General features: G+C 76.0%; 19 protein-coding genes. 7 read left to right on the top strand and 12 right to left on the bottom strand.

Annotated elements, in window-relative coordinates; translation table 11 throughout:
- Positions 1 to 150: 150 nt before the first annotated feature.
- The 7 genes from ACWD4P_RS08900 to ACWD4P_RS08870 form a co-directional block, all read right to left on the bottom strand.
- Entirely contained in the window at positions 151 to 1,026 is an 876-nt protein-coding gene (locus ACWD4P_RS08900; RefSeq protein ID WP_449779097.1) for a helix-turn-helix domain-containing protein, read from the bottom strand.
- 167 nt (positions 1,027 to 1,193) lie between these two features.
- Entirely contained in the window at positions 1,194 to 2,036 is an 843-nt protein-coding gene (locus tag ACWD4P_RS08895; protein WP_449779096.1) for a class I SAM-dependent methyltransferase, read from the bottom strand.
- Positions 2,033 to 3,532 (bottom strand): 4-hydroxyphenylacetate 3-hydroxylase family protein, encoded by a 1,500-nt coding sequence (locus ACWD4P_RS08890; RefSeq protein ID WP_359827141.1) that lies wholly within the window; start codon positions 3,530 to 3,532, stop codon positions 2,033 to 2,035. Before ACWD4P_RS08890 ends, ACWD4P_RS08895 begins: the two co-directional genes overlap by 4 nt.
- Complete coding sequence (locus ACWD4P_RS08885; RefSeq protein ID WP_449779095.1) at positions 3,529 to 4,122, bottom strand: flavin reductase family protein; 594 nt, start codon at positions 4,120 to 4,122, stop codon at positions 3,529 to 3,531. The genes ACWD4P_RS08890 and ACWD4P_RS08885 overlap by 4 nt, the downstream gene beginning before the upstream one ends.
- The gene (gene asnB / locus ACWD4P_RS08880; protein WP_449779094.1) at positions 4,119 to 5,954 is read right to left on the bottom strand and encodes an asparagine synthase (glutamine-hydrolyzing); all 1,836 of its coding nucleotides are present in this window, start codon (positions 5,952 to 5,954) and stop codon (positions 4,119 to 4,121) included. The genes ACWD4P_RS08885 and asnB overlap by 4 nt, the downstream gene beginning before the upstream one ends.
- Before the next feature lies 1 nt (position 5,955).
- Entirely contained in the window at positions 5,956 to 6,795 is an 840-nt protein-coding gene (locus tag ACWD4P_RS08875; RefSeq protein WP_449779093.1) for a hypothetical protein, read from the bottom strand.
- A gap of 279 nt (positions 6,796 to 7,074) precedes the next feature.
- Positions 7,075 to 7,983 carry a response regulator transcription factor gene (locus ACWD4P_RS08870; protein ID WP_449779092.1) on the bottom strand — a complete coding sequence of 303 codons (909 nt, stop codon included), beginning with the start codon at positions 7,981 to 7,983 and terminating at the stop codon, positions 7,075 to 7,077.
- A gap of 652 nt (positions 7,984 to 8,635) precedes the next feature.
- Between ACWD4P_RS08870 and ACWD4P_RS08865 the strand changes: the two genes are divergently transcribed.
- The 7 genes from ACWD4P_RS08865 (at position 8,636) to ACWD4P_RS08835 (ending at position 15,943) form a co-directional block, all read left to right on the top strand.
- Positions 8,636 to 9,580 (top strand): ABC transporter permease, encoded by a 945-nt coding sequence (locus tag ACWD4P_RS08865; RefSeq protein ID WP_359831400.1) that lies wholly within the window; start codon positions 8,636 to 8,638, stop codon positions 9,578 to 9,580.
- Between the two features lies 1 nt (position 9,581).
- Positions 9,582 to 10,466, top strand: a complete 885-nt coding sequence (locus ACWD4P_RS08860) for an ABC transporter permease (protein WP_449779091.1) — start codon at positions 9,582 to 9,584, stop codon at positions 10,464 to 10,466.
- Positions 10,463 to 11,245 (top strand): ABC transporter ATP-binding protein, encoded by a 783-nt coding sequence (locus ACWD4P_RS08855; RefSeq protein ID WP_449779090.1) that lies wholly within the window; start codon positions 10,463 to 10,465, stop codon positions 11,243 to 11,245. Before ACWD4P_RS08860 ends, ACWD4P_RS08855 begins: the two co-directional genes overlap by 4 nt.
- Entirely contained in the window at positions 11,242 to 12,027 is a 786-nt protein-coding gene (locus ACWD4P_RS08850) for an ABC transporter ATP-binding protein (protein ID WP_449779089.1), read from the top strand. The genes ACWD4P_RS08855 and ACWD4P_RS08850 overlap by 4 nt, the downstream gene beginning before the upstream one ends.
- Positions 12,028 to 12,118: 91 nt before the next feature.
- A complete protein-coding gene (locus ACWD4P_RS08845; protein ID WP_449779088.1) occupies positions 12,119 to 13,732 on the top strand; it encodes an ABC transporter substrate-binding protein in 1,614 nt (537 codons plus the stop codon).
- 61 nt (positions 13,733 to 13,793) lie between these two features.
- A complete protein-coding gene (locus ACWD4P_RS08840) occupies positions 13,794 to 14,816 on the top strand; it encodes an LLM class F420-dependent oxidoreductase (protein WP_359823037.1) in 1,023 nt (340 codons plus the stop codon).
- 32 nt (positions 14,817 to 14,848) lie between these two features.
- A complete protein-coding gene (locus tag ACWD4P_RS08835) occupies positions 14,849 to 15,943 on the top strand; it encodes an LLM class flavin-dependent oxidoreductase (RefSeq protein ID WP_449779087.1) in 1,095 nt (364 codons plus the stop codon).
- A gap of 79 nt (positions 15,944 to 16,022) precedes the next feature.
- Here the strand turns inward: ACWD4P_RS08835 and hypE are convergent, their stop codons facing one another.
- The 5 genes from hypE to hypB are packed head-to-tail and all read right to left on the bottom strand — an operon-like array spanning position 16,023 to position 21,727.
- Positions 16,023 to 17,108, bottom strand: coding sequence for a hydrogenase expression/formation protein HypE (hypE, locus tag ACWD4P_RS08830; protein ID WP_449779098.1), 1,086 nt, complete (start codon positions 17,106 to 17,108; stop codon positions 16,023 to 16,025).
- A gap of 7 nt (positions 17,109 to 17,115) precedes the next feature.
- The gene (hypD, locus tag ACWD4P_RS08825; RefSeq protein ID WP_449779086.1) at positions 17,116 to 18,294 is read right to left on the bottom strand and encodes a hydrogenase formation protein HypD; all 1,179 of its coding nucleotides are present in this window, start codon (positions 18,292 to 18,294) and stop codon (positions 17,116 to 17,118) included.
- Positions 18,291 to 18,584 carry a HypC/HybG/HupF family hydrogenase formation chaperone gene (locus ACWD4P_RS08820; protein ID WP_449779085.1) on the bottom strand — a complete coding sequence of 98 codons (294 nt, stop codon included), beginning with the start codon at positions 18,582 to 18,584 and terminating at the stop codon, positions 18,291 to 18,293. Before ACWD4P_RS08820 ends, hypD begins: the two co-directional genes overlap by 4 nt.
- A gap of 6 nt (positions 18,585 to 18,590) precedes the next feature.
- Positions 18,591 to 20,903 (bottom strand): carbamoyltransferase HypF, encoded by a 2,313-nt coding sequence (hypF, locus tag ACWD4P_RS08815; RefSeq protein ID WP_449779084.1) that lies wholly within the window; start codon positions 20,901 to 20,903, stop codon positions 18,591 to 18,593.
- The gene (gene hypB / locus ACWD4P_RS08810; RefSeq protein WP_359823049.1) at positions 20,900 to 21,727 is read right to left on the bottom strand and encodes a hydrogenase nickel incorporation protein HypB; all 828 of its coding nucleotides are present in this window, start codon (positions 21,725 to 21,727) and stop codon (positions 20,900 to 20,902) included. Before hypB ends, hypF begins: the two co-directional genes overlap by 4 nt.
- Positions 21,728 to 21,731: the final 4 nt, after the last annotated feature.

Below are 21,731 nucleotides of genomic sequence, written 5' to 3'. Positions count from 1 at the left end.
CGGTCTCGACCAGGGGCAGCTCGGGGCGGTTGAGCAGCACGTCGGACCAGCGCAGCTCGTCGTGGAACTCGGCGGGGAACACCGGGCCGCCGCCCGTTCCGTACCGGAGGCCTGACGAGGTCCGACGAGGTCCGACGCGCGGGCGCCGGGTCAGCCGACCCGGCGCTCCGCCTCCACGCCGCCGACCGCGCGCAACGGGTGTTCGACCAGTTCGGTCATCCGCGCCCGGTCGGCGGCGCCGGTCGGGGTGAACAGCAGCACCGTCGCGGAGGGGTCGTCCACCGGATGGAAGGACGACAGGGTGAGCCGGACCGGTCCGAGGCCGGCCGGCTCCACGGTGACGGTGCGGACGGTGAGCTCCGCCACCGAGTGGCATCCCCACCAGTGGCGGAGCTCCGGCGCGTCCTCGTCCAGGTAGCGGTAGACCTCGCCGGTGCGGGGCTCGGCCAGGGCGGGGCCCGCCTGGGCCCGGAAGTGCTGGAAGACGCTCATCGCGAGCGGTTCCCAGTCACGCAGTACGGCCCGCACCCGCCGGTCGGCGGCCATCACCCACATCAGGTTGCGCCGGTCGGCGGGCAGCAGTTCGGGCGCGCCCCAGACCGCCCCCCAGGCCGCGTTCCAGCCGAGCAGGTCGAAGTGGCGGTCCAGCAGGACGGCCGGGCTGGTGGGCCAGGAGTCGAGGACCGGCCGGATGGCCTCGGTGATGCGGTCGGCGCCGCCCTCGCCGGCGGCGGGAGCGGGCTCGTGGAAGCCGGCCAGCCGCAGGGCGTGCCGCAGGCCGGCGTCGTCCAGCTTCAGCACCCGGGCGATCGCTTCCAGCACCTGCCGGGAGGCGGCGACCCGCCCCTGTTCGACCCAGGTGTACCAGGCGAGGCCGACCCCGGAGAGGGAGGCGACCTCCTCGCGGCGCAGCCCGGGGGTGCGGCGGCGGGTGGTGGCGGTGAGGCCGACGTCGGCGGGCTTGAGGAGTTCTCGGTGGGCGCGCAGGAAGGCGCCGAGTTCCCGTCCGGCGGGGTGGGTTGACACGGTGGGGCTCCTCGGCCGTGGTCGGTGGCGGTGGCTCGTCGTGCTGCGGGGCGTCCTTCGACGCGGGGGCGCCCCGGGCGCGGGGACGGGCCCCGGCGCGGGACGCTCCCCAGCGTAGGGGCAGCCCGCCGCTCCTCCCAGGGGTGAGCGGCGGGCTACACACGCTGTTAACGGGGGCTCAACGTCCAGAGCCGGACGGGCATGTGGCTGACGTGGCCGCGTTCCCGCTGCCGGCGCCAGGCGCTCTCGCCGACGGCCCGGAAGAAGTCGGCCCGCCGGTCCTCCGGCACCAGGCTGCTGTAGTAGTCGCCGAAGGTGGCGGCGTGGAAGTGCTCGTACTGCTCGGCGCCGTCGACGGTGACGACGGCGTCGCGCTCCAGGTGCCCGGCCACCCGCAGGTGCCGGCCGATCACCTCCGTGAGGTCCTCGACGGTCCTGGTGCGGGTGGCGATCGGCAGCACGCCGCCGCGGGCGAGGACGCCGGGCACCTCCTCGTACGGCGTGCCGAGGGCCACCAGGGCGTCCCGGACGATCTCGTCCTCGCCGCCGAGGCCGTGCTCGTCCCGGGCGGGGTGGTAGGTGGTGAGCAGGAAGCTGCCGCCGGGGGCGAGGTGGGCGGCCGCCCAGGCGAAGATCCGTTCCTCCTGCGGGTACAGCCAGTGCAGCACCGAGGTCTGGGTGATCACGTCGGCGCGGAACGGCAGCGGCTCGGGCGCGGTGAGGTCGGCCCGGTGCAGGGCGACCCGCTCGCCGTACGGCAGCAGCCGGGCGGCGGCCTCGGCGATCCGGTGTTCGGAGCGCTCCAGTCCGACGGCCCGCCGCAGGGTGGGGAACCGTTCCAGCGCCGCCTCCAGCAGCTGGCCGATGCCGCTGCCGAGGTCGATCAGGGACTCGGGGGCGCCGGTGACCCGGTCGAGCGCCCAGTCGCGGTCCTGGACCTGGCGAAGCCGGCTGGCGTCGGCGTACCCGGCGAGGGTGCGGGACTGGATCTCGACGGCGGAGGCGGTCACGTCTGGTTCTCCTCGGTGTCGGCGGGCCGGTCGACCAGCCGCAGCAGGCGCTCGCGGGCCCCGCTCTGGTCGTACCGCTTGAAGATGTTGATCCGGTTGCGGGCGAGGTCGCCCCGGTGCACGTACTCGTAGAGGTCCTGGCGCTGGCCGAAGCCGTCGCCGGTGAGCTCCCAGGCGATCCGGAACAGCCGGGCCTTGCGCTCGGCGTCGATGCCGCGGCCGCGCATGTAGCGGTCCAGGTGCGGGCGCAGCCGGGGGTTGGCGAGGTCGCCCGCGGTGGGCTGGATCAGCAGGCCGGAGGCGCCGATCCGGCGGACGATCTCGACGGCGCTGCCGGCCACCTCGGCCGACCAGACCCGGGAGGCGGCGGTGTCGCCGGGGGCGAACAGCCCGCCGTCGGTGAGCGCGCCCCGGGCCTCGGCGGCGTCCAGGAAGTACTCGGTCAGCTCGGCGTACCCGGCGAGGCGCCCGAGGTCCTCCTGGATGTTGCGGAAGCCGTCCACCCCGATCGACTCGGCAACCAGGCTGGCGGTGGCGAGCAGGGTGCGCAGCCGTTCGCGGTAGCGGATGTGGCCGATGTAGGCGCTCCAGGCGTTGATCCGGCCGAGGCCGAGCCGGGCGAGGCCGGCGTCGCGCAGCAGGAAGACGCGGTCCCAGGGCACCAGGACGTCGTCGAAGAAGAGCATCGCGTCCTGCTCGTCGTAGCGCGCGCCGAGCGGGTGGGCGTGGCCCCAGGGGGCGCTGCCGAGCGGCTCGCGGGCGAGCGTGACCAGGCCGGGGGTGTTGAGCGGCAGGGCGAACCAGGTGACGAACTGCTCGCCGCGGCCCTCGGTGAAGGAGGCCGAGAGGTAGACCAGCACCTCGTGGGCGAGCGGGGCGAGGGTGGTGAGCTGCTTGGCGCCGCGCACCACGATGCCGCGGTCGTTCTCCTCGACGACGCGCAGGGCGAGGTCCGGGTCGTCGAGGGGGTTGGCGGAGCGGTCGATCTGCGGGTCGCCGAGGGCGTGCGAGAGGACCAGGTCGTTGGTGGCGCAGTGGCGGTACCAGGCCTCGGCGTTGGCGCCGAAGCGCGGGTCGGCCTCGGCCAGCCGGTGCCGGAAGTCGTAGACGCCGACGGCGATGGAGGCCATGAAGGCGGGTGAGCGGCCCTGCTGGCCGAGTGCCTCGGCGTGCCAGAACTCGGCGCTGCGGCGTTGGAGCCGGAGGTCGTCGAGGGTGCGCGGGGGCTGGTAGGCGCGGGCCAGGCGCAGGCCGCTGTCGGGGTCCTGCCAGGTGAGCAGCTCGTGGTGGTCGGGGTCGTGCTGGAGGTCCAGCAGGCGGGCCAGCTCGTCCACGGCCGGGCGGAACGCGGGGTGGTCGGCGGGGTTCGCGATCCGCTGTCCGTCGAGGTAGAGCTCGCGTCCGTCGTCGAGTTCGGCCCGGTAGCGGTCGCCGGTCAGCAGGCCTCGGGCGGCGGCGGGCGCGCCGCGGCCGGTGGCGGTGTCCAGCAGTGTCATGCGCCAACTCCGGTGGTGGTGAGGGGGGCCGGGGCCAGTAGCCGGTACTGGCCGTCGTGGTAGAGCAGGGGTGCGCCGGTGCCGCGGGACGCGGCGGCGACCCGGCCGACCAGGATGGTGTGGTCGCCTCCGGGCAGCGCGGCGTGCAGCCGGCAGTCGAACCAGGCCAGGGCGGCCTCCAGGAGCGGGGCGCCGGTGGCGGCGGTCCGCATGGGGGCGGCGGTGAAGGCGCCGGGCGCGCGCCCGGCCCCGGGGGTGGCGAACCGCCGGGCCAGCTCCGCCTGCCGGTCCGTCAGGACGGAGACGCCGAAGCGTCCGCCGGCCAGGACGGCGGCCACCAGCGGGCTGTGCCGGCCGATCGCGACGGTGACCAGCGGCGGGTCGAGGGACAGGGTGCCGAAGGAGGAGACCGTCTTGGCGAAGACCTCCTCGCCCGCGCGGGCGGTGACCACCGCGACCCCGCTGGTCCAGCCGCGGGCGGCGGTGCGGAACTCCTCGGCGCTCACCTCCGCGGTCACGTCGGCGGTCGGCTCGGCGGTCGGCTCGGCGGTCGCCTGGGCGTCGGGTACGGCCGGTGCGGCGCCGCTCATCGCAGCCCCACCCGGTAGGCGCGCAGCCACTCGTCGACCTGGACCAGGTGGTCGAGGCCGCCGACCGGGTTCGGCGCGGTGCGCGGGCTGGGCAGCGGCCGCCCCTCGGCGAGCAGCCGGCGGACCAGGGCGCGGTCCACGAGTTCGAAGACCGGCGCGTTCGGGTCGGCCAGCAGCTCCTGGGCGCGCGCGGTCAGCACCTCGGTGTAGCGGACGGCGGGGGTGGACGGGTAGCCGCTCTTGGGCCGGTCGGTGACCTGCGGCGGGAGGAGGTCCCGGACGGCGTCGCGGAGCAGGCCCTTGGCCCGTCCGTCCGGTGCCTTGAGCGCCCACGGGACGTTCCACAGGTACTCCACCAGGCGGTGGTCGCAGAACGGCACCCGTACCTCCAGTCCGACGGACATCGAGACCCGGTCCACCCGGTCCAGGAGCGGGGGCAGCCAGCGGGTGAGCGCGAGGTGGAAGACCTCGCGCAGCCGGGCGTCGGCGGCCGGTTCGCCCGCCAGGCGCGGCACTTCGCCGATCGAGCGGCGGTGGGCCTCGGCGGTGTACTCCTCGGGGCGCACCTCGGCCCGCACGTCCGGGCGCAGCAGGTCGGCCGGGGTGGCCTTGCCGTGCAGCCAGGGGAAGGTCGGGGCGGCGAGGGCCGCGGCGTCGTGGAAGTACGGGTAGCCGCCGAAGATCTCGTCGGCGGCCTCGCCGGACAGGGCGACGGTGGAGCGCCGCCGCACCTCGCGGAAGAGCAGGTGCAGGGACGCGTCCATCTCGCCCCAACCGGGGCGGTCGCGGGCCCGCAGGACGGCGTCGCGGGCGTCCAGCAGGTCGTCGTCGGGCACCAGGACGGTGGTGTGCAGGGTGCCGATGTGCTCGGCGGCGGCTGCCACGTAGGGGGCGTCGCGGGTGGTGCGCCAGGCGTCCGGGGTGCGGTCGGCGCTGCCGGGGAAGTCGACCGAGAAGCTGGTGATCTTCCCCTGGCCGGCCCGTTCCCGGGCGGCGGCGGCCAGGGCGGTGACGGCGCTGGAGTCGACGCCGCCGGAGAGCAGGGTGCACAGCGGCACGTCGCTGATCAGCTGCCGTTCGACGGCGTCGGCGAGCAGGTCGCGGACGGTCTGCCGGGTGGTCGCGGCGTCGTCCCGGTGCTCGGCGGACTCCAGCCGCCAGTACCGGACCTCCCGGGTGGCGGCGCGGGTGACGGCCAGCAGGTGGCCGGGCCGGACCTCGTGCAGGCCGCGGAAGATCCCGTGGCCGGCGCTCGGCGCGGCGGGCAGCGCGAACAGTTCGGCGATGCCCTCGGCGTCCAGTTCGGCGCGGAACAGCGGGTTGGCGAGCACCGCCTTCGGCTCGGAGCCGAACAGCACGCCGCCGGCGTGGGCGTGCCAGTACAGCGGCTTGATGCCCAGGTGGTCGCGGACCAGCAGCAGTTCCTCGCGCCGGGCGTCCCACAGGGCGTACGCGAAGATGCCGTTGAACCGGGTGGGCGCGGACCGGCCCCACTGGAGGTGGGCGCGCAGCACCACCTCGGTGTCCGAGCGGGTGCGGAAGACGTGTCCGAGGGCCTCCAGTTCGGTGCGCAGCTCGCGGTGGTTGTAGAGCTCGCCGTTGTAGCCGAGGACGGCCGCCGGGTCCGCTCCGGGGCGGTCGGCGAGCGGCTGGACGCCGCCGTCCGGGTCGATCACGGAGAGCCGGCGGTGGCCGAGGGCGGCGTGCCGGGAGAGCCAGACGCCGTCGGCGTCCGGGCCGCGGCAGGCCAGGGTGGCGGTCATCTCCTGGACGGTCCGGGCCTGGTGGAGCAGGTCGGTGTCCCAGTCGATCCAGCCGGTGATGCCGCACATGTCAGGACTCCCCGGGTTCGTCGGTGGCGGTGGCGGTGGCGGTGGCAGCGGCGGTGGGCGACTCGGCCGGCGCGGCGTCGGTGGTCGCGGTCGCGGTGGCGGACTCCCAGCGGCAGCCGTGGCCGGTCGGGCTGTGGGTCAGGCGGTGCGCCGGGAGGTAGCCCTTGGCGCGGATGTTGGCGGACAGCGCCTCGGTGCAGTACGTGCAGGGCGAGGCGAGGGTCAGCCGTACGCCGGAGCGGCGGGCCCTCTCCCGGTAGTCCCAGATCGCGCAGTGGGTGATGGTGAGCGCCGCGCGTTCCGGGCCGGGTGCCGCGTCGTCGTCGAACTCGTAGTCGGAGCCGTACAGTTCGGCCTGCCGGGCGATCCGGTGGATCGGATCGGCGGCGCCCCGGCCGTGGTCGGGCTCGACCTCGCGGTACACCTCGGCGTTGGACCGGGCCCAGTCCGCGAGCACCTCCTCGCCGTGGCGCAGCACGAGGAAGCGTTCCATCAGCGCCTGGTCGCGGAAGAACACCCGCTGCCACTCGACGGCCGGGGCGTCCGGGTCGGGCAGGTCGGCGAAGAGCTCGGACTGCAGCACGAACCAGTCGGTGAGGTGCAGTTCGTCCCCCCGCGACACCAGGTAGCGCGTCAACCCGGCCTCGGCCTCGTGCAGCCGCTGGCGCCAGAGCGCGGACCGCTCGGCGTCCGACATCGCGCGGTACGGGGACCGCTGCTGCTCCGGGCCCTCGCCCCGTGCGTCCTCGACGGCCAGCACCGCCGTCCACGGGCCGCCGTCCCCGCTCGCACGCACACCGGGGCCGGTCGGACCGCCGGTCCCGTCGGACACACCCCCCATCGGGTCATCTCCCTTCGGCTGAACGGCCCTCGGACCGTCGCGTCGTCGTCGTACCGCCACGCTACGAACCGGCCGGATCGCCCCGGTAGCCCCGAACGGCGCCGGTCAGGGCGCCGATCGTCGCCGTGCGCATGCTCCGAAGGTCGCCCTGCGCCGGGCGGCCGGCGGCCGGTGCCCGGGCACGGCGAAGGGCGGGCCCCGCGTACTGCGGGACCCGCCCTCGGGCGGTGGAACGCCTGCGCCGCGGACCTCGCCGCGCCGGCGGCGAGGTGACGGGCGCTACCCGGCCAGCCCGTGCCGGTGGGCGTAGAGCGCGGCGCGCAGCCGGTCGGGCTGCCCGATCTTGCGCATCGCCTGGGTGAGGTGCTTCTTCACGGTGGCCTCGGCCAGGGCGAGTTCGCGCCCGATCTCGGCGTTGCTCAGCCCCTGCCCGAGCTTGACCAGCACCTCCCGTTCGCGTCCGGTCAGTCCGGCCTGCTGCGGCGGCCGCTCGCCCAGGTGCCGGGCGGGGCCGGTCGTGTGGGTCCGGGCGGGCGGCGGGGCCGGCAGGAACACCGACCCGCCGGCCGCGGCGAGTTGGACGGCCCCGATGATCCGGTCGCCGCCCAGGTCGAGCGGGAAGCAGCCGCCCGCTCCGGCGAGCAGCATCCGGCTCGCCTCGGCGGTGGACTCGGCCCGGCGCAGCAGCAGCACCCGGGCGCCGGGCGCCCCGTCCGGTCCGCGCAGCGCCACCACGGCCGCCAGGTCCTCCTCCAGGTTCGCGCCGGAGCCGAGCAGGACGACGTCCGGGGCCGTCCGGCGCACCGCGGCCACGGCGCGCAGCGGATCGCCGGTGGAGCCGACCACCGTCAGCCCGGGCGCGGTGGCCAGCACGCTGCGCAGCCCGGCGCTGGCCACCGAGTGCCGTTCGACCAGGAACACCCGGGCGGGCCCGGTGCGTTCGGGCTCCCCGTCCACGCACATCGGGTGACCGCAGGCGCAGCCCTCGGCCGTCCGGCCCGCGGCGGGCGGGGCCGGTTCGGCGAGCAGCTGGTGCCCGGCGATCAGGTCGAGCGGATTGTCGATCTCGCACTGCGGCGGGGCCGGGGCGGTGCCGGGGGCGTCCCCCGGGGCGGTGGCGCCGCACGCGGCGCGGCGGCCGGGAAGCCGGCGGCCGCGCGGGCCGGCGAAGGTGCTCACTGCTGCCATCGGGCACCTCCGGGAGCGGAGGCAGGACGTCTGCGGTCGGGCATGGCGGTGCGGTCCCCCTAGTCGGCGGCCTGGTTCGGCCCCATGGACGCGTGCTGCTGTGACGGGGATGCGCCGGGACGCTCACGAGGGCGTCGGGGGCGGATCCGGGTGAGGAGGGGGCGCCGACCGCGGCGGAGTTGGGACCGGGGCGGTCAGCGCGTCGCGCGCGGTCGACAGAGCTCGTCGAAAGACCTGCGGTGCCAGGAGCCGCCGATCCCGACCAGGGTGAAGTCGGTCCGCCGAATAGCCATGCGGGGAACCCTAGGTCCGGTCCCTTGTGCAGGTCAAGGACGGGACCGGGCCCCGATGGCCCGGGCAACGGCACTGCGGCACACCGCGGATGCTGTGACCGGGAGTAACAGCATCAGGAACTGACTGGTTGTCCGGGCCGTCCGTCCGCAACGCTCCTCCAAGCGGCCGCCGCCGTCGAACCGGTGCCCCGGCGCACCCACGACCGCCCCCGCCCGCTTCCCCGATCCCCCTGCCGCGAGGCCGAGTCGACGGCCCGGCCCCACCGATCCCCGTCCCGAAGGAGCGACACCGCCATGCCCGCCCCGCCCCACCGGCCCGCCGCCGGCCCGCCCGGCGCCCCACCCCGGAGGGCCGGCGGGTGACCAGGTTCCTGCTGCGCCGGCTGCTGCTGGCCGTCCCCACCCTGCTCGGCGTCACCGCCGTGGTCTTCGCGACCGTCGCGCTCGTCCCCGGTGACCCGGTCACCGCCTTCCTCGGCCCGGGCGCGCCGCCCGAGGCCCGCCGGGAGCTCACCGAGCGGCTCGGCCTGGACCGGCCGCTGCCCGTCCGCTACGCCGAGTGGCTCGGCCACGCGCTCACCGGGGACCTCGGCACGTCCGTCTCGGGCCAGCGGCCGGTCGCCGACCTGCTGCTCCCCGCGCTCGGCCAGACCCTCACCCTGACGGCCGCGGCCTTCCTGCTGGTGCTGGCCGGCGGGGTGGCGCTCGGCGCCGTCGGCGCGCTGCGCCCGCACGGCCCGGGCGGCCGGATCTCGGGCGCGCTGTCCACCCTCGCGGTGTCCGCCCCGCAGTACTCGGTGGCCCTGCTGCTGATCGCCGTGTTCGCGGTCGGGCTGCGCTGGCTCCCGGCGGGCGGCACCCACGACGTGTTCGGCTCGGGCGGCCCGGCCGACCTCGCCCGGCACCTGGTGCTGCCGGCCGTCGCCGCCGCGCTGGTGCCGCTCGGGCTCACCGCGCGGGTGTTCCGGGCCGCACTGGGCACCGTCCTGGCCGGGGAGCTGGCCGACTCGCTGCGCGCCCGCGGCCTGCGCCCGGCCGCCGTGCTGGGGCACTGCGTGCACAACGCCTCGCCCGCGCTGCTGACCATCGGCGGCCTGCAACTCGCCTACCTGCTGGAGGGGGTGGTCTTCGTGGAGACCCTGTTCGCCTGGCCCGGCGTCGGCCGGCTGCTGTACGACGCCCTGACCGCCCGTGACCTCCCCCTGGTGCAGGGCGGGGTGCTGGTGGTGGCGGTCGCCTTCGTCGGCGTCAACATCCTGGTGGACGCGGCGCACGCGGCGATCGACCCGCGGGTGAGGGCCTGACATGGCCGCACGCCCTCGCTCCCGACGGGACCTCGGCCTGCTCGTCCCCGCCGTCCTCGTCGCGCTCCTGCTGCTGCTCGCCCTCGCCGCCCCGCTCGTCGCCCCGTACGACCCGGCCGCCGGACGGCTCGCGGACCGGCTGCTCGACCCGGGCAGCCCCGGCCACCCGCTGGGCACCGACGGGCAGGGCCGCGACCTGCTGAGCCGGCTGATCTGGGCCGGGCGCGCCTCGCTCACCGGCGGGCTCGTGCCGGTCACCGTGGCCGCCGTCGCCGGCACGCTGCTCGGCATCACCGCCGGGCTCGGCGGCCGGTTCACCGAGCAGGCCCTGCTGCGCGCCCTGGACGTCCTCTACGCCTTCCCCGGGGTGTTGCTGGCGATCGCCGTCGCCTCGCTGCTCACCCCCGGCCTGGGCGCGACCGTGCTCGCGCTGTCCGTCGTCCTCACCCCCGCGGTGGCCCGGGTCGCGTTCACCGAGACCCGGCGGATCCGCGGCTCCGAGTACCTGGAGGCCGCCCGGGTCAGCGGCGCCGGCTGGGGCGCGCTGGCGCTGCGCCAGGTCGCGCCCGTGGTGGCGCCGGTGGTGCTGGTGTACGCCTCCTCGCTGGTCGGGCTGGCCGTCGTGTACGCCGCCGGGCTGTCCTTCCTCGGGCTCGGGGTCGCCCCGCCCGCCGCCGAGTGGGGGGCGATGCTGGACGAGCTGCGGCCCGCCCTGCTCACCCACCCCTGGGTGGCGGTGCTGCCGGCCCTGGTCATCCTCGCCGTCTCGGTGCTGTTCAACACCCTCGGGGAGGCGCTGCGCACCCGCGTCGGCGACTCCGCCGCCCACCTGCCGCGCGCCGTCCCGGCCGCGGCCCGACGACCCGCGAAGCAGGTGGACCGGTGAACGCGCTGCTGGAGGTCGACGACCTGGGCGTGGAGTACCCGGGAGGCGTCCGGGCCGTCGACGGGGTCGGCCTGACCCTGCGGGCCGGCGGCGCCCTGGTGCTGCTCGGCGAGTCCGGCAGCGGCAAGACCACCGTCGCCCGGACGGTGCTCGGCCTGCCCGGCCGCGGCGCCGCCGTCACCGGGGCCGTCCGGCTCGCCGGGACGGACCTGCGGGCCCTGGACGAGCGCGCGCTCTCCGACGTCCGCGGCCGGCGCATCGGCTACGTGCCGCAGGACCCGGGCGGCTCGCTGGATCCGCTGCGCCGGATCGGCTCCCAGCTCGCCGAGGTGCTGCGCCGGCACGGCGTCGCCGCCGGTCGCCGCGCCGCCCGTACCGCCGTCCCCGAGCTGCTCGCCACCGCCGGTGTCCCGGATCCGGAGCGGGTCGCCCGGGCGTACCCGCACGAGCTCTCCGGCGGCCTGCGCCAGCGCGCCGCGATCGCCCTCGCGGTCTGCTGCGGCCCGGAGCTGCTGATCGCCGACGAGCCGACCACCGCGCTGGACGCGCTGGTCCGCGGCCGGATCCTGGACCTGTTCACCGCCCTGCGCGCCGAGCGCGGCATCGCCCTGCTGGTCGTCACCCACGACCTCGCGGTGGCCCGCCGGATCGGCGGCACGGTGGCCGTCATGCGCGCCGGCCGGGTCGTCGAACTCGGCCCGGCCGAGCGGCTGTTGGAAACGCCCGAGCACGCCTTCACCGCCGCCCTGGTGGCCGCCGAACCGGGAGCCCGCCGATGAGCGCCGACCACGACACCACCGCCCCGCTGCTCGTCCTGGACGCCGTCGGCAAGCGCTACGGCGGCCGGACCGCACTGGACGGCGTCAGCCTCGCCCTCGCGCCCGGCGAGACGGTCGGCCTGGTCGGCGAGTCCGGCTCCGGGAAGTCGACCCTGGCCCGCCTCGCCCTCGGCCTGCTGGCCCCCGACACCGGCACCGTCCGCTTCGCCGGCCGCGACCCGCACCGGCTGCGCGGCCGGGCCGACCGCGCGCTGCGGGGCCGGCTCCAGTTCGTCCCCCAGCACCCGCGCGGCTCGCTCAACCCGAGCCTGCGGGCCGGGGAGGCGGTCGCCTTCGCGCTGCGGCTGCACGGCACCCCGCGCGCGGAGCGCGGCGAGGCCGTCGCCCGGCTGTTCGACCGGGTCGGCCTGGAGCCCGCACTCGCCGCCCGCTACCCGCGCGAGCTGTCCGGCGGGCAGCTGCAGCGGGTGGCCGTCGCCCGGGCCCTGGCCACCGGGCCGGACCTGCTGGTCTGCGACGAGCCGACCTCCGCCCTGGACCGCGGCGTACAGGCCCGGCTGCTCGACCTCCTCACCGAGCTGCGCGAACGCACCGGCCTGGCCTACCTGTTCATCTCCCACGACCTCGCGGTGGTCCGCCACCTCGCCCACCGGGTGCTGGTGCTGCGGGACGGCCGGGTGGTCGAGGAGGGCCCGGCCGGCCGCCTCTGGGACTCCCCCGCGCACCCGTACACCCGGGCGCTGCTGGACGCCGCCACCGGCACCGTCCCCTCCGCTCCCTGACCGCCGCCAGGCCACCGGCCCGCCCCGCACGCCCTACCGCCGAAGCACCGCCGAGTACCACCGAGCACCACCGAACCGACGAGGAATCACCATGAAGCGCACCGCCCGTACCCGCTCCAGAGCCGTCGCCCTGCCGGCCGCCGTCGCCCTGCTCGGCGCGGCCGTCGGCTGCGCCGGGCCCGGCGGCGGCTCCGCCGGGGCGGGCGGCGACGGCCGCGGCGGGACCCTGGTCGTCGGCGCCACCGGCAAGCTGCCCAACACCGACACCGTGATCGGCGGCGCCGGCTTCGAGGGCAAGCGGCTGGTCTCCTTCCAGCTCTACGAGGGCCTCACCCGCTACGAGCTGCTCCAGGGCACCGACAAGCCGCCGGTCGTCACCGGCGCGCTCGCCACCGACTGGCAGGTCGCCGCCGACCGCAAGACCTGGACCTTCACCCTGCGCAAGGGCGTGACGTTCCAGGACGGCACCCCCTTCGACGCCGACGCCGTCGTGTTCAACCTGGCGCGCTACCTCGACAAGAGCAGCCCCGAGTACACCGACGCCCTCGGCGCCGCCGCCGCGGAGTACGCGGGGGACATCGCCTCCTACCGCAAGACCGACGCCGACCACGTCGAACTGGTCACCACCGAGCCCAACGGCCACTTCCCGGAGGACCTCGCCCACGTCCTGATCGCCAGCCCGACCGCCATCCGCAAGACAGGGTCGGCGGACTTCGGCCGCCACCCGGTGGGCACCGGCCCGTTCTCCTTCGTCTCGCAGACCGAGGGCCAGCAGATCGAGCTCACCGCCAACAAGGGCTACTGGCGCGGCGCCCCCAAGCTGGACCGGCTCGTGATCAAGGCGCTCCCGGACGCCGCCGCCCGCACCGCCGCCCTGCGCTCCGGCGGCGTCAACTGGATCGAGTACCCCAACCCGGACGACATCGACAGCCTCAAGGCCGACGGCGTCACCGTCGCCACCAACAGCTACGACCACCTCTGGTACTGGATCCTGGACACCTCCAAGGCCCCCTGGGACAACCCGCTGGTGCGCCGGGCCGCCAACTACGCGATCGACCGCCAGGCCATCGCCGACAAGCTGCTGCACGGCACCGCCGACCCCGCCTACCAGGCCGCGCCCCGGGCCACCGCCGCCTACGACCCGGCCGGCGACGTGTACTCCCACGACCCGGCCCGGGCACGCCGGCTGCTCGCCGAGGCGGGCCTGCCGAACGGCTTCAGCACCTCCGTCACCGTGCCCACCGGCGGCAGCGGCAACCTGCTGCCGGTGCCGATCGCCGAGGCCCTCCAGCGGGACCTCGCCGCCGTCGGCATCAAGGTCGAGCTGCGCACCACCGACTGGACCACCCTGATCGGCGCCGAGGCCAAGGGCCAGGTGGCACTCGGGTCCGACGCCGTCGCCCAGTCCACGACGCTGTTCCAGTCCGAGGCGCTGCTGCCGCTGTTCATCGGCTCCAAGAGCCCGTTCTGGACGGGCCACTACGCCGACCCCGCGGTCGACGGGCTGCTCGCCTCCTCGGCCGCCGACCCGGACCAGGCCACCCGGCAGGCCGGGTACCGCCAGGCCCTGGCCCGCGTCACCCAGGACGCGCCGTGGCTGTTCGTCGTCAACGACCGCAACCCGCGGGCCCTTTCGCCGAAGGTCCACGGACTCGTCCAGCCGCGGTCCTGGTTCCTCGACCTCACCACGGTGTGGGTCGGCTGACCACTCCGGCCCCACCGTCCCCAGCACCGCGCCCGAGCACCCCCGGAAGGACCGCCGTCCGATGACCACCCCGTACCCGCCCCACCACACCGAGACCCAGCCGCCCAAGTGGGGCATCACCCTGCCCCTGCCGGGCCTGACCATCGACCGGCACCGCTTCCTGGTCGAGCGGCTGCCCGACCTCGGCTACACCGACGTGTGGAGCGCCGAGGGCGGCGGCACCGACGCCTTCACCCCGCTGGCCGCCACCGCCGCGTGGTCCCCGTCGCTGCGGATCGCCACCGGCATCGTCCCGGTGCACACCCGCGGCCCCGCGGTGCTCGCCCAGACCGCCGCGACGCTCGCCCAACTCGCCCCGGGCCGCGTCCTGCTGGGCATCGGCGCCTCCGTCCCCGCCCATGTCACCGACATCAACGGCATCCCCTTCGACGAGCCGTTCAAGCGGACCAGGGACGTGCTGCGCTTCGTCACCCGGGCGCTGCGCGGCGAGTACGTCACCGGCGGGTTCGACACCTTCGACATCACCGGCTACCGGCTGCCGCACCCGCCGGCCGAACCGGTCAAGGTGATCCTGGGCGCCCTGCGGCCCAACATGCTCCGGCTCGGCTTCAACGAGGGCGACGGCGTCATCACCAACCTGCTGTTCCCGCACGACGTGCCGAAGATCCTGGACACCGTCGGCCCGCAGCCGCCCGGCAAGGAGCTGGTGGTGAAGGTCTTCGTCTGCCCCACCGAGGACACCGACTACGCCCACCGCGCCACCCGGCCCTTCCTGGCCTGGATCCTCAACCGCGAGCCGTACCGCAAGTTCCACGAGTGGCTGGGCCACGGCGACCTGCTCGCCGAGACCCACCGGCTCTGGGCCTCGGGGGACCCGGAGGGCGCCCAGAAGGCCCTGCCGGACGAGGTCGTCGACGGGCTCTTCGTCAGCGGCTCGCCCGAGGAGTGCCGCGAGCGCATCCTCGCCTACCACCGCCCGGGCGTCACCACCATCCAGCTGTACGTGTCGCTGCCGCCCGAGGTGTTCGTCAGCCGGGCCAAGCTGCTCGACACCCTGGCCCGGCTCGGCCCGGCCGCCCTCTGACCCGCCCGCCACCTTCGATCCGAGGAGTAGCCGTGCCCCTGGAGATCCGCGGCGGGGTCCGCGCCGCACCCGTCCCCGGCGACACCCCGCAGGAGCGGCAGGCCCTGCGCTGGGCGCCGGACGGCCGCGACCGCACCGCCGACCCGGCCCACGTCGCCCGCACCGCGCGCGAGAACGAGGAGGACGGGCTGGACAGCGCCCTGGTGGTGCAGTCCAGTTCCTGGCCCGACCCCTGGCTGGTGGCCTCCTGGGCGCTGGCCGCCACCACCCGGCTGCGGATCGCCGTCGCCCACCGGGTCGGCACCACCGCCCCGACCGTCGCCGCCCGCTCCCTGGCCACCCTGGACCGCCTCTCCGGCGGCCGGGCGGCGGCCCACGTCATCATCGGCTCCAGCGACCTCGACACGGCCCGCGACGGCGACCTCCTCGACAAGGCCGACCGCTACCGCCGGGCCGAGGAGTACCTTGACCTGTTCACCCGCTACCTGACCGCCGACCAGGACATCGACCACAAGGGCGAGTTCTACGCCGTGACGGCCGCCCGCCCCGGCCTGCACCCGGACCCCGGCGGCGAGCTGCTCTCCTTCGGCGGCTCGTCCCCGCAGGGCCTCGAACTCGCCGCCCGCTACGCGCAGGTGTACGCCGTCAGCCCGCTGCCGCTGCCCGACACCCGGCGGCGGATCGCCCTGGTCCGCGCCGCGGCCGCCGCCCACGGCCGGACCCTGCGGATCTGGCGGCACCTCACCGTCGTCCTCGCCGACACCGACGAGGAGGCCCGCGACCGGGTCCGCCGGCTGCGCCGGGACGCCCTGCGGCTCACCGCCGGTGGCGCCGGCGGCCGCTGGCGGGAGGCCGTCCAGCTCGACCGGGACCGCGAGCGCGGCCGCTCCGACCCGGCCCACGGGGACGAGCAGGTGGCGGCCTACGTGCGCCGCTCCCTCACCGCCGCGTACACCGGCTCGCCGGCCACCGTCGCGGCCCGGATCGGGCTCCTCCGCTCGGCGGGCGTGGACATCGTCCAGCTCGACCTGCCCGTCGAGACCGACCACGACCGGGAGCTGCGCCGCACCCTCGTCCGGCACCTCCGCTCCGGCCACGGCACCCCGTTGGACCGCCGGGGCTGGTGAACCCTCCCGGCCCGCACACGCCGGTGCCGCCCCGGGGATCCTGCTCCCCGGGGCGGCACCGGACTCGACCTGCGCGGCGTCAGCAGATCCGCGGCAGCTGTTCACCCATCGGCAGGTCGACCACCCGGGTGCCGCCGAACCCGGTCCGGGCGACGACCATCCCCGGGTGCTCCTCGACGCACTCGCCGATCACCACCGCCTCCGCGCCCCGCGGGTGGGCGCGCATCGCGGCGAGCACCGCGTCCGCCGCCCCGCGCGGGACGAAGGCGACCAGCCTGCCCTCGTTGGCGATGTACATCGGGTCCAGGCCGAGCACGGAGCAGGCGTTGGCGACCGGCTCCGGGACGGGGACGTCGCGCTCGCTGAGCACGACGCCCACCCCGGCCGCGGCGGCGATCTCGTTGAGCGCCGCCGCCAGTCCGCCCCGGGTGGGGTCGCGCAGCACGTGCAGGTCGGCGGTGGCCGCGAGCATCGCCTCGACCAGTCCGCCGAGCGCCGCGCTGTCGCTGCGCACCTCGACCCCGAACTCCAGGCCCTCCCGGACGCTCATGATCGCCACCCCGTGCAGCCCGATCGGCCCGCTGACGATCACCACGTCGCCGGGCCGGGCCCGCTGCGGCCGGATGTCGACCCCGGCGGGGACGAGCCCGATCCCGGCGGTGTTCAGGTAGACGCCGTCCCCGTGCCCCGCCTCGACGACCTTGGTGTCCCCGGTGACGATCTCCACCCCGGCGGTGCGGGCGGCCGCGCCGACCGCCCGGGCGACCCGGTCCAGCACGGCCATCTCCACCCCCTCCTCCAGGATGAAGCCGCAGGACAGGTACGCCGCCCGGGCCCCGCTCATGGCGAGGTCGTTGACCGTGCCGTTGACCGCGAGGTCGCCGATGCAGCCGCCGGGGAAGAACAGCGGCCGCACCACGTAGGAGTCGGTGGAGAAGGCGAGCCGGGCGCCACCGAGCTCCAGCACGGCGGAGTCGCCGAGCCCGGCGAGCACCGGGCCGCCGAAGGCCGGCGCGAAGAGGTTCTGCACCAGTTCGGCGGAGAGCGCCCCGCCGCCGCCGTGGCCCATCACCACCCGGGGGTGGTCGCGCAGCGGCAGCGGGCAGCTCCAGCCGGAGAAGTCCGGCCGCTCGGCGGGGAGTTCGGGGCCCGTTCCGGTGAGCAGTTCGGTGTCAGCCAACGCGACCCGCCTCCCGGGGCTGCTGGGTTTCCCGGACCGCCCGGGCTTCCCCGGGCCCCTCGGCCCGGACGGACACGCCCGGCACGCCGAGGCGCCGGTACAGGTAGTACGCCGCGCAGGCCCCCTCGCTGGACACCATCGTGGCGCCGAGCGGCGTGCGCGGGGTGCAGACGGTGCCGAAGGCCTCGCACTCGTGGGGCTTCAGCAGCCCCTGGAGCACCTCGCCGCTGCGGCACTCGGCGGGCTCCCGGGTGGTGATCCCCGCGACGTCGAAGCGGTGCTCGGCGTCGTGGTCCCGGTAGCGCGGCGAGAGCCGCCACCCGCTGCGCGGGATCACGCCGATGCCCCGCCAGGCGCGGTCGGCCACCTCGAACACGTCCTCCAGCATGGCGCGGGCCGCCGGGTTGCCCTCGGCGCGCACGGCCCGCGGGTAGGCGTTGTCCACGGCGTGCTCCCCGCGCTCCAACTGCCGTACGGTGCGCCGGATCCCCTCCAGGATGTCCAGCGGCTCGAAGCCGGTGACGACGATCGGCACCCGGTGGCGCTCCGCCAGCGCCGGGTACTCGGCGGTGCCCATCACGCTGCACACGTGCCCGGCGGCGAGGAAGCCCTGGACCCGGCAGTCCGGCGACTCCATGATCGCGTCGATGGCGGGAGGCACCCGGACGTGCGAGACCAGCATGCTGAAGTTGCGCAGGCCCTGCTTCCTGGCCAGGTGGACGGCCATGGCGTTCGGCGGGGCGGTGGTCTCGAAGCCGATGCCGAAGAAGACCACCTCCTTGTCCGGGTTCTCCCGGGCGATCCGCAGGGCGTCGAGCGGCGAGTACACCACCCGGACGTCGCCGCCCTCGCCGCGGACCCGGAACAGGTCCCGGTCGGTTCCCGGCACCCGCAGCATGTCCCCGAAGGAGCAGAAGACCACTCCGGGCCGGGCCGCGATCGCCAGCGCCCGGTCGATCACCTCCAGCGGGGTGACGCACACCGGGCAGCCCGGCCCGTGGATCAACTCGACTTCCTCCGGCAGCAGTTGGTCGATGGCATGCCGGATGATGCTGTGCGTCTGGCCGCCGCAGACCTCCATCAGCGCCCACGGCCGGGTGACCGTCGCCCTGATGTCGGCGATCAGTCCGGCGGCCAGCTCGGGGTTGCGGAACTCCTCCAGGTACTTCACCGTCCGGCCTCCTCGGCCTCTCCGGCCACCGCGGCGGCGTCCCACGGATCGCCGAACTCCTCCTGCAGCAGGCCGAGTTCCTCGAAGAGGGCCAGGGTGCGCCGGGCCGACTCCTCGTCCAGCCGCTGCAGCGCGAAGCCCACGTGGACGATCGCGTACTCCCCCACCGCCAGGTCCGGCAGGTACTCCAGGCACACGTCCTTGACCACGCCGCCGAAGTCCATCACCGCCATCCTGGTCCCGTCCCGCTCCCCGATCTCCGTCACCCTGCCGGGCACCGCCAGGCACATCCGCTCTCACTCCTCCCGGGTGGCCGACGACCGGGCGGCCACCATCAGCTGGCCCAGCGCCAGCCCTCCGTCGTTGGGCGGCACCCGGCGGTGCCGCAGTACGGTGAAGCCGTCCTCCCCGAGGCCGCTCGCGCAGGTCGAGGAGAGCAGCGCGTTGGCGAAGACTCCGCCGCTGAGCGCCACGGTGGTGGTGCCGTGGCGGTCCCGGACGGCCGAGCAGACCCGCCGGACCAGCCCCGCCACCGCGCCGTGGAAGCGCGCGGCGACCAGCCCGGCGGGGGCGCCCGCGGTCACGTCGGCCACCACGGCGGCCAGCACCGGCCCGGGGTCGGCGCTCCAGCCGTCCGCCCGCGCCGACAGACCGAAGGCGTAGCCCTCCGCCGGGCCGGACCCGCAGGCCGCCGCCTCCAGTTCGATCGCCGCCTGGGCCTCGTAGCCGGCCCGGTGGCAGATCCCGGCGAGCGAGGACACCGCGTCGAACAGCCGGCCCATGCTGGAGGTCGGCACACAGTTCAGACCGCGCTCCAACTGCCTCTCCAGCAGCGAGAGTTCCCCCGCCCCGCAGGCTTCGACCGGCGGCAGCCCGGGCGTCCGGGGCAGCCCGGCCGCGCGCAGGTGGGCGAGCGCCGTCCGGTACGGGCGCGCCACGGCCGCGTCCCCTCCCGGCAGCGGCACGTACTCGAGGTGGGCGAGCCGGCGGAACCCGTCGTAGTCGGCGAGCAGCACCTCGCCGCCCCAGATCGCGCCGTCCTCGCCGTAGCCGGTGCCGTCGAAGGCCACCCCGAGTACCGGCCGGCCGCCGTCCAGGCCGTGTTCGGCCATCACCGCGGCGAGGTGGGCGTGGTGGTGCTGCACCCGGCGCACCGGCCGCCCGGCGGCGGTCCGCTCGGCGTGCCGCAGCGAGCGGTAGCCGGGGTGCCGGTCGGCGACCAGCAGTTCGGGCCGCACCCCGCTGACCGTGCCGAGCTGTTCGACCGCCCGGTCGAAGGCCCTCAGGGTGGCCAGGTCGTCCATGTCGCCGATGTGACCGGACAGCCAGGCGTAGCCGTCCCGGGCGAGGGCGAACACGTTCTTGAGGTCGCCGCCGACCGCCAGGGCCGGGCGGACGGGCACCGGCAGCGGGATCGGCAGCGGCGCGTACCCGCGCGAGCGGCGCAGCGGCAGCTGCTCGCCGTCCACCACCCGCACCACCGAGTCCTCGCAGGGCACGTGGATCGGCCGGTCGTGGGTGAGCCAGCCGTCGACCAGCGGGGCGAGCCGCTCCAGCGCGTCCCGGTCCTCGGTGACGATCGGCTCGCCGGAGAGGTTGGCGCTGGTCATCACCAGCAGGTCCGGCCCGGGGGCGGCGAGCAGCAGGTGGTGCAGCGGCGTGTACGGGAGCATCACCCCGAGGTCGGGGCTGCCCGGCGCCACCCCCTCGGGCAGCGGCCGGCCGGTGCGGCGCAGCAGGACGATCGGCCGTACCGGCCCGGTGAGCAGTTCCCGCTCGACCGGGTCGACGGGCAGCAGGCGCTCGACGGTGGCGAGGTCGCGGGCCATCACGGCGAAGGGCTTGTCGCCGCGCCGCTTGCGCCGGCGCAGCAGGGCGACGGCCGCGGGGTCGCGGGCGTCGCAGGCCAGGTGGTAGCCGCCGATGCCCTTGACGGCGAGGACGGCTCCCCCGACCAGCAGCCGCCGGGCCTCCGTCAGGGCGCGTTCCCCGCCGAGTCCGGGGCGGCCGGGCACGGTCAGCGCGAGGGTGGGCCCGCAGGAATGGCAGGCGACGGGCTGGGCGTGGAAGCGGCGGTCGGCGGGGTCGGCGTACTCCCGGGCGCAGTCCGGGCACATCGGGAAGCCGGCCATCGTGGTGTTGGCCCGGTCGTAGGGCAGGCCGGTGACGATGGTGTGCCGGGGGCCGCAGTTGGTGCAGCTGATGAAGGGGTGCCGGTGGCGGCGGTCGGCCGGGTCGGCGAGTTCGGTGAGGCAGTCGGCGCAGGTCGCGGTGTCCGGCGGGATCAGGGTGGTGCCGGGGCCGCCGGGGCGGGACGGGACGATCCGGAAGCCGGTGGCGCCGGTGGCGGTGAGCGGCGCGTGGTCCACCGAGTGCACCTGGGCGAGCGGCGGCGCGTCGCCGGCGACCCGGCGGCAGAAGGCGTCCAGGGCGTCGGGGCTGCCCTCGACCTCGACCAGGACGCCCTCGCCGGTGTTGGTGACGGTGCCGGCCAGCCCGAGCTCGCCGGCCAGGGTGTGGACGAACGGGCGGAAGCCGACCCCCTGCACCAGGCCGCGGACGGCGACCCGCCGCCGCTCGCGGTCGAGGCCGGGGTGACCGGCCGTCACGCGCTGTCCCCCACCGGGGAGTGCCAGTGGCCGTGCTCGCGGCCGTGGTCATGCTCGTGGTCGTGGCCGTGTTCGTGGTCATGCCCGGGGCCGTGTTCGTGGTCATGCTCGTGCTCGTCGGCGTGCGAGTGCGGCGGCGGCACCTCCATCACCGGCCGGTGCGGCCGCGCCCCGTCCAGGACGGCCAGCGCCCGGTCCAGCAGCGCCCCGACGCCCTGGCCCGTGCGGGCCGAGGTGTTCAGCACCTCCACCCCGGGGTTGACCCGCTGGACGTTGGCCAGGAACGCGGCCTCGTCGAACTCGGCGGCCGCGGCGAGGTCCGCCTTGGTCACCAGCACCAGGTTGGCCAGCCCGAAGGCCGTCGGGTACTTGAGCGGCTTGTCCTCGCCCTCGGTCACCGAGGCCAGCACCACCCGCAGCGTCTCGCCGAGGTCGTAGGCGGCCGGGCAGACCAGGTTGCCGACGTTCTCCACGAACAGCAGCCGGCAGTCCTGCGGCAGCCAGCCGTCCAGGTGCCCGGCGAGCATCCGCGCCTCCAGGTGGCAGAGCCCGTCGGTGAGCACCTGCTTCACCGGGGCGCCCGAGCGGGCCAGCCGCCGGGCGTCGTTCTCGGTGGCGAGGTCGGCGGTGAGCGCGGCGACATCCACCCCGCGCTGCCGGGCCAGCCCCAGCTCTGCCTCCAGCAGCGCGGTCTTCCCGCTGCCGGGGCTGGACAGCAGGTTGACCGCGACCGTCCCCCGCGCCTCCAGCGCCGCCCGCAGCCGGCGGGCGCTGTCGTCGTTGCGGGCGAGGACCGCCTGACGGAGGTCGACCGTGCGGCACATCGGC

The organism is Kitasatospora sp. NPDC002543, assembly GCF_053594915.1.
The sequence above is the reverse complement of the archived record's forward strand: the minus strand, read 5'-3'. Positions and strand labels throughout refer to the sequence as shown.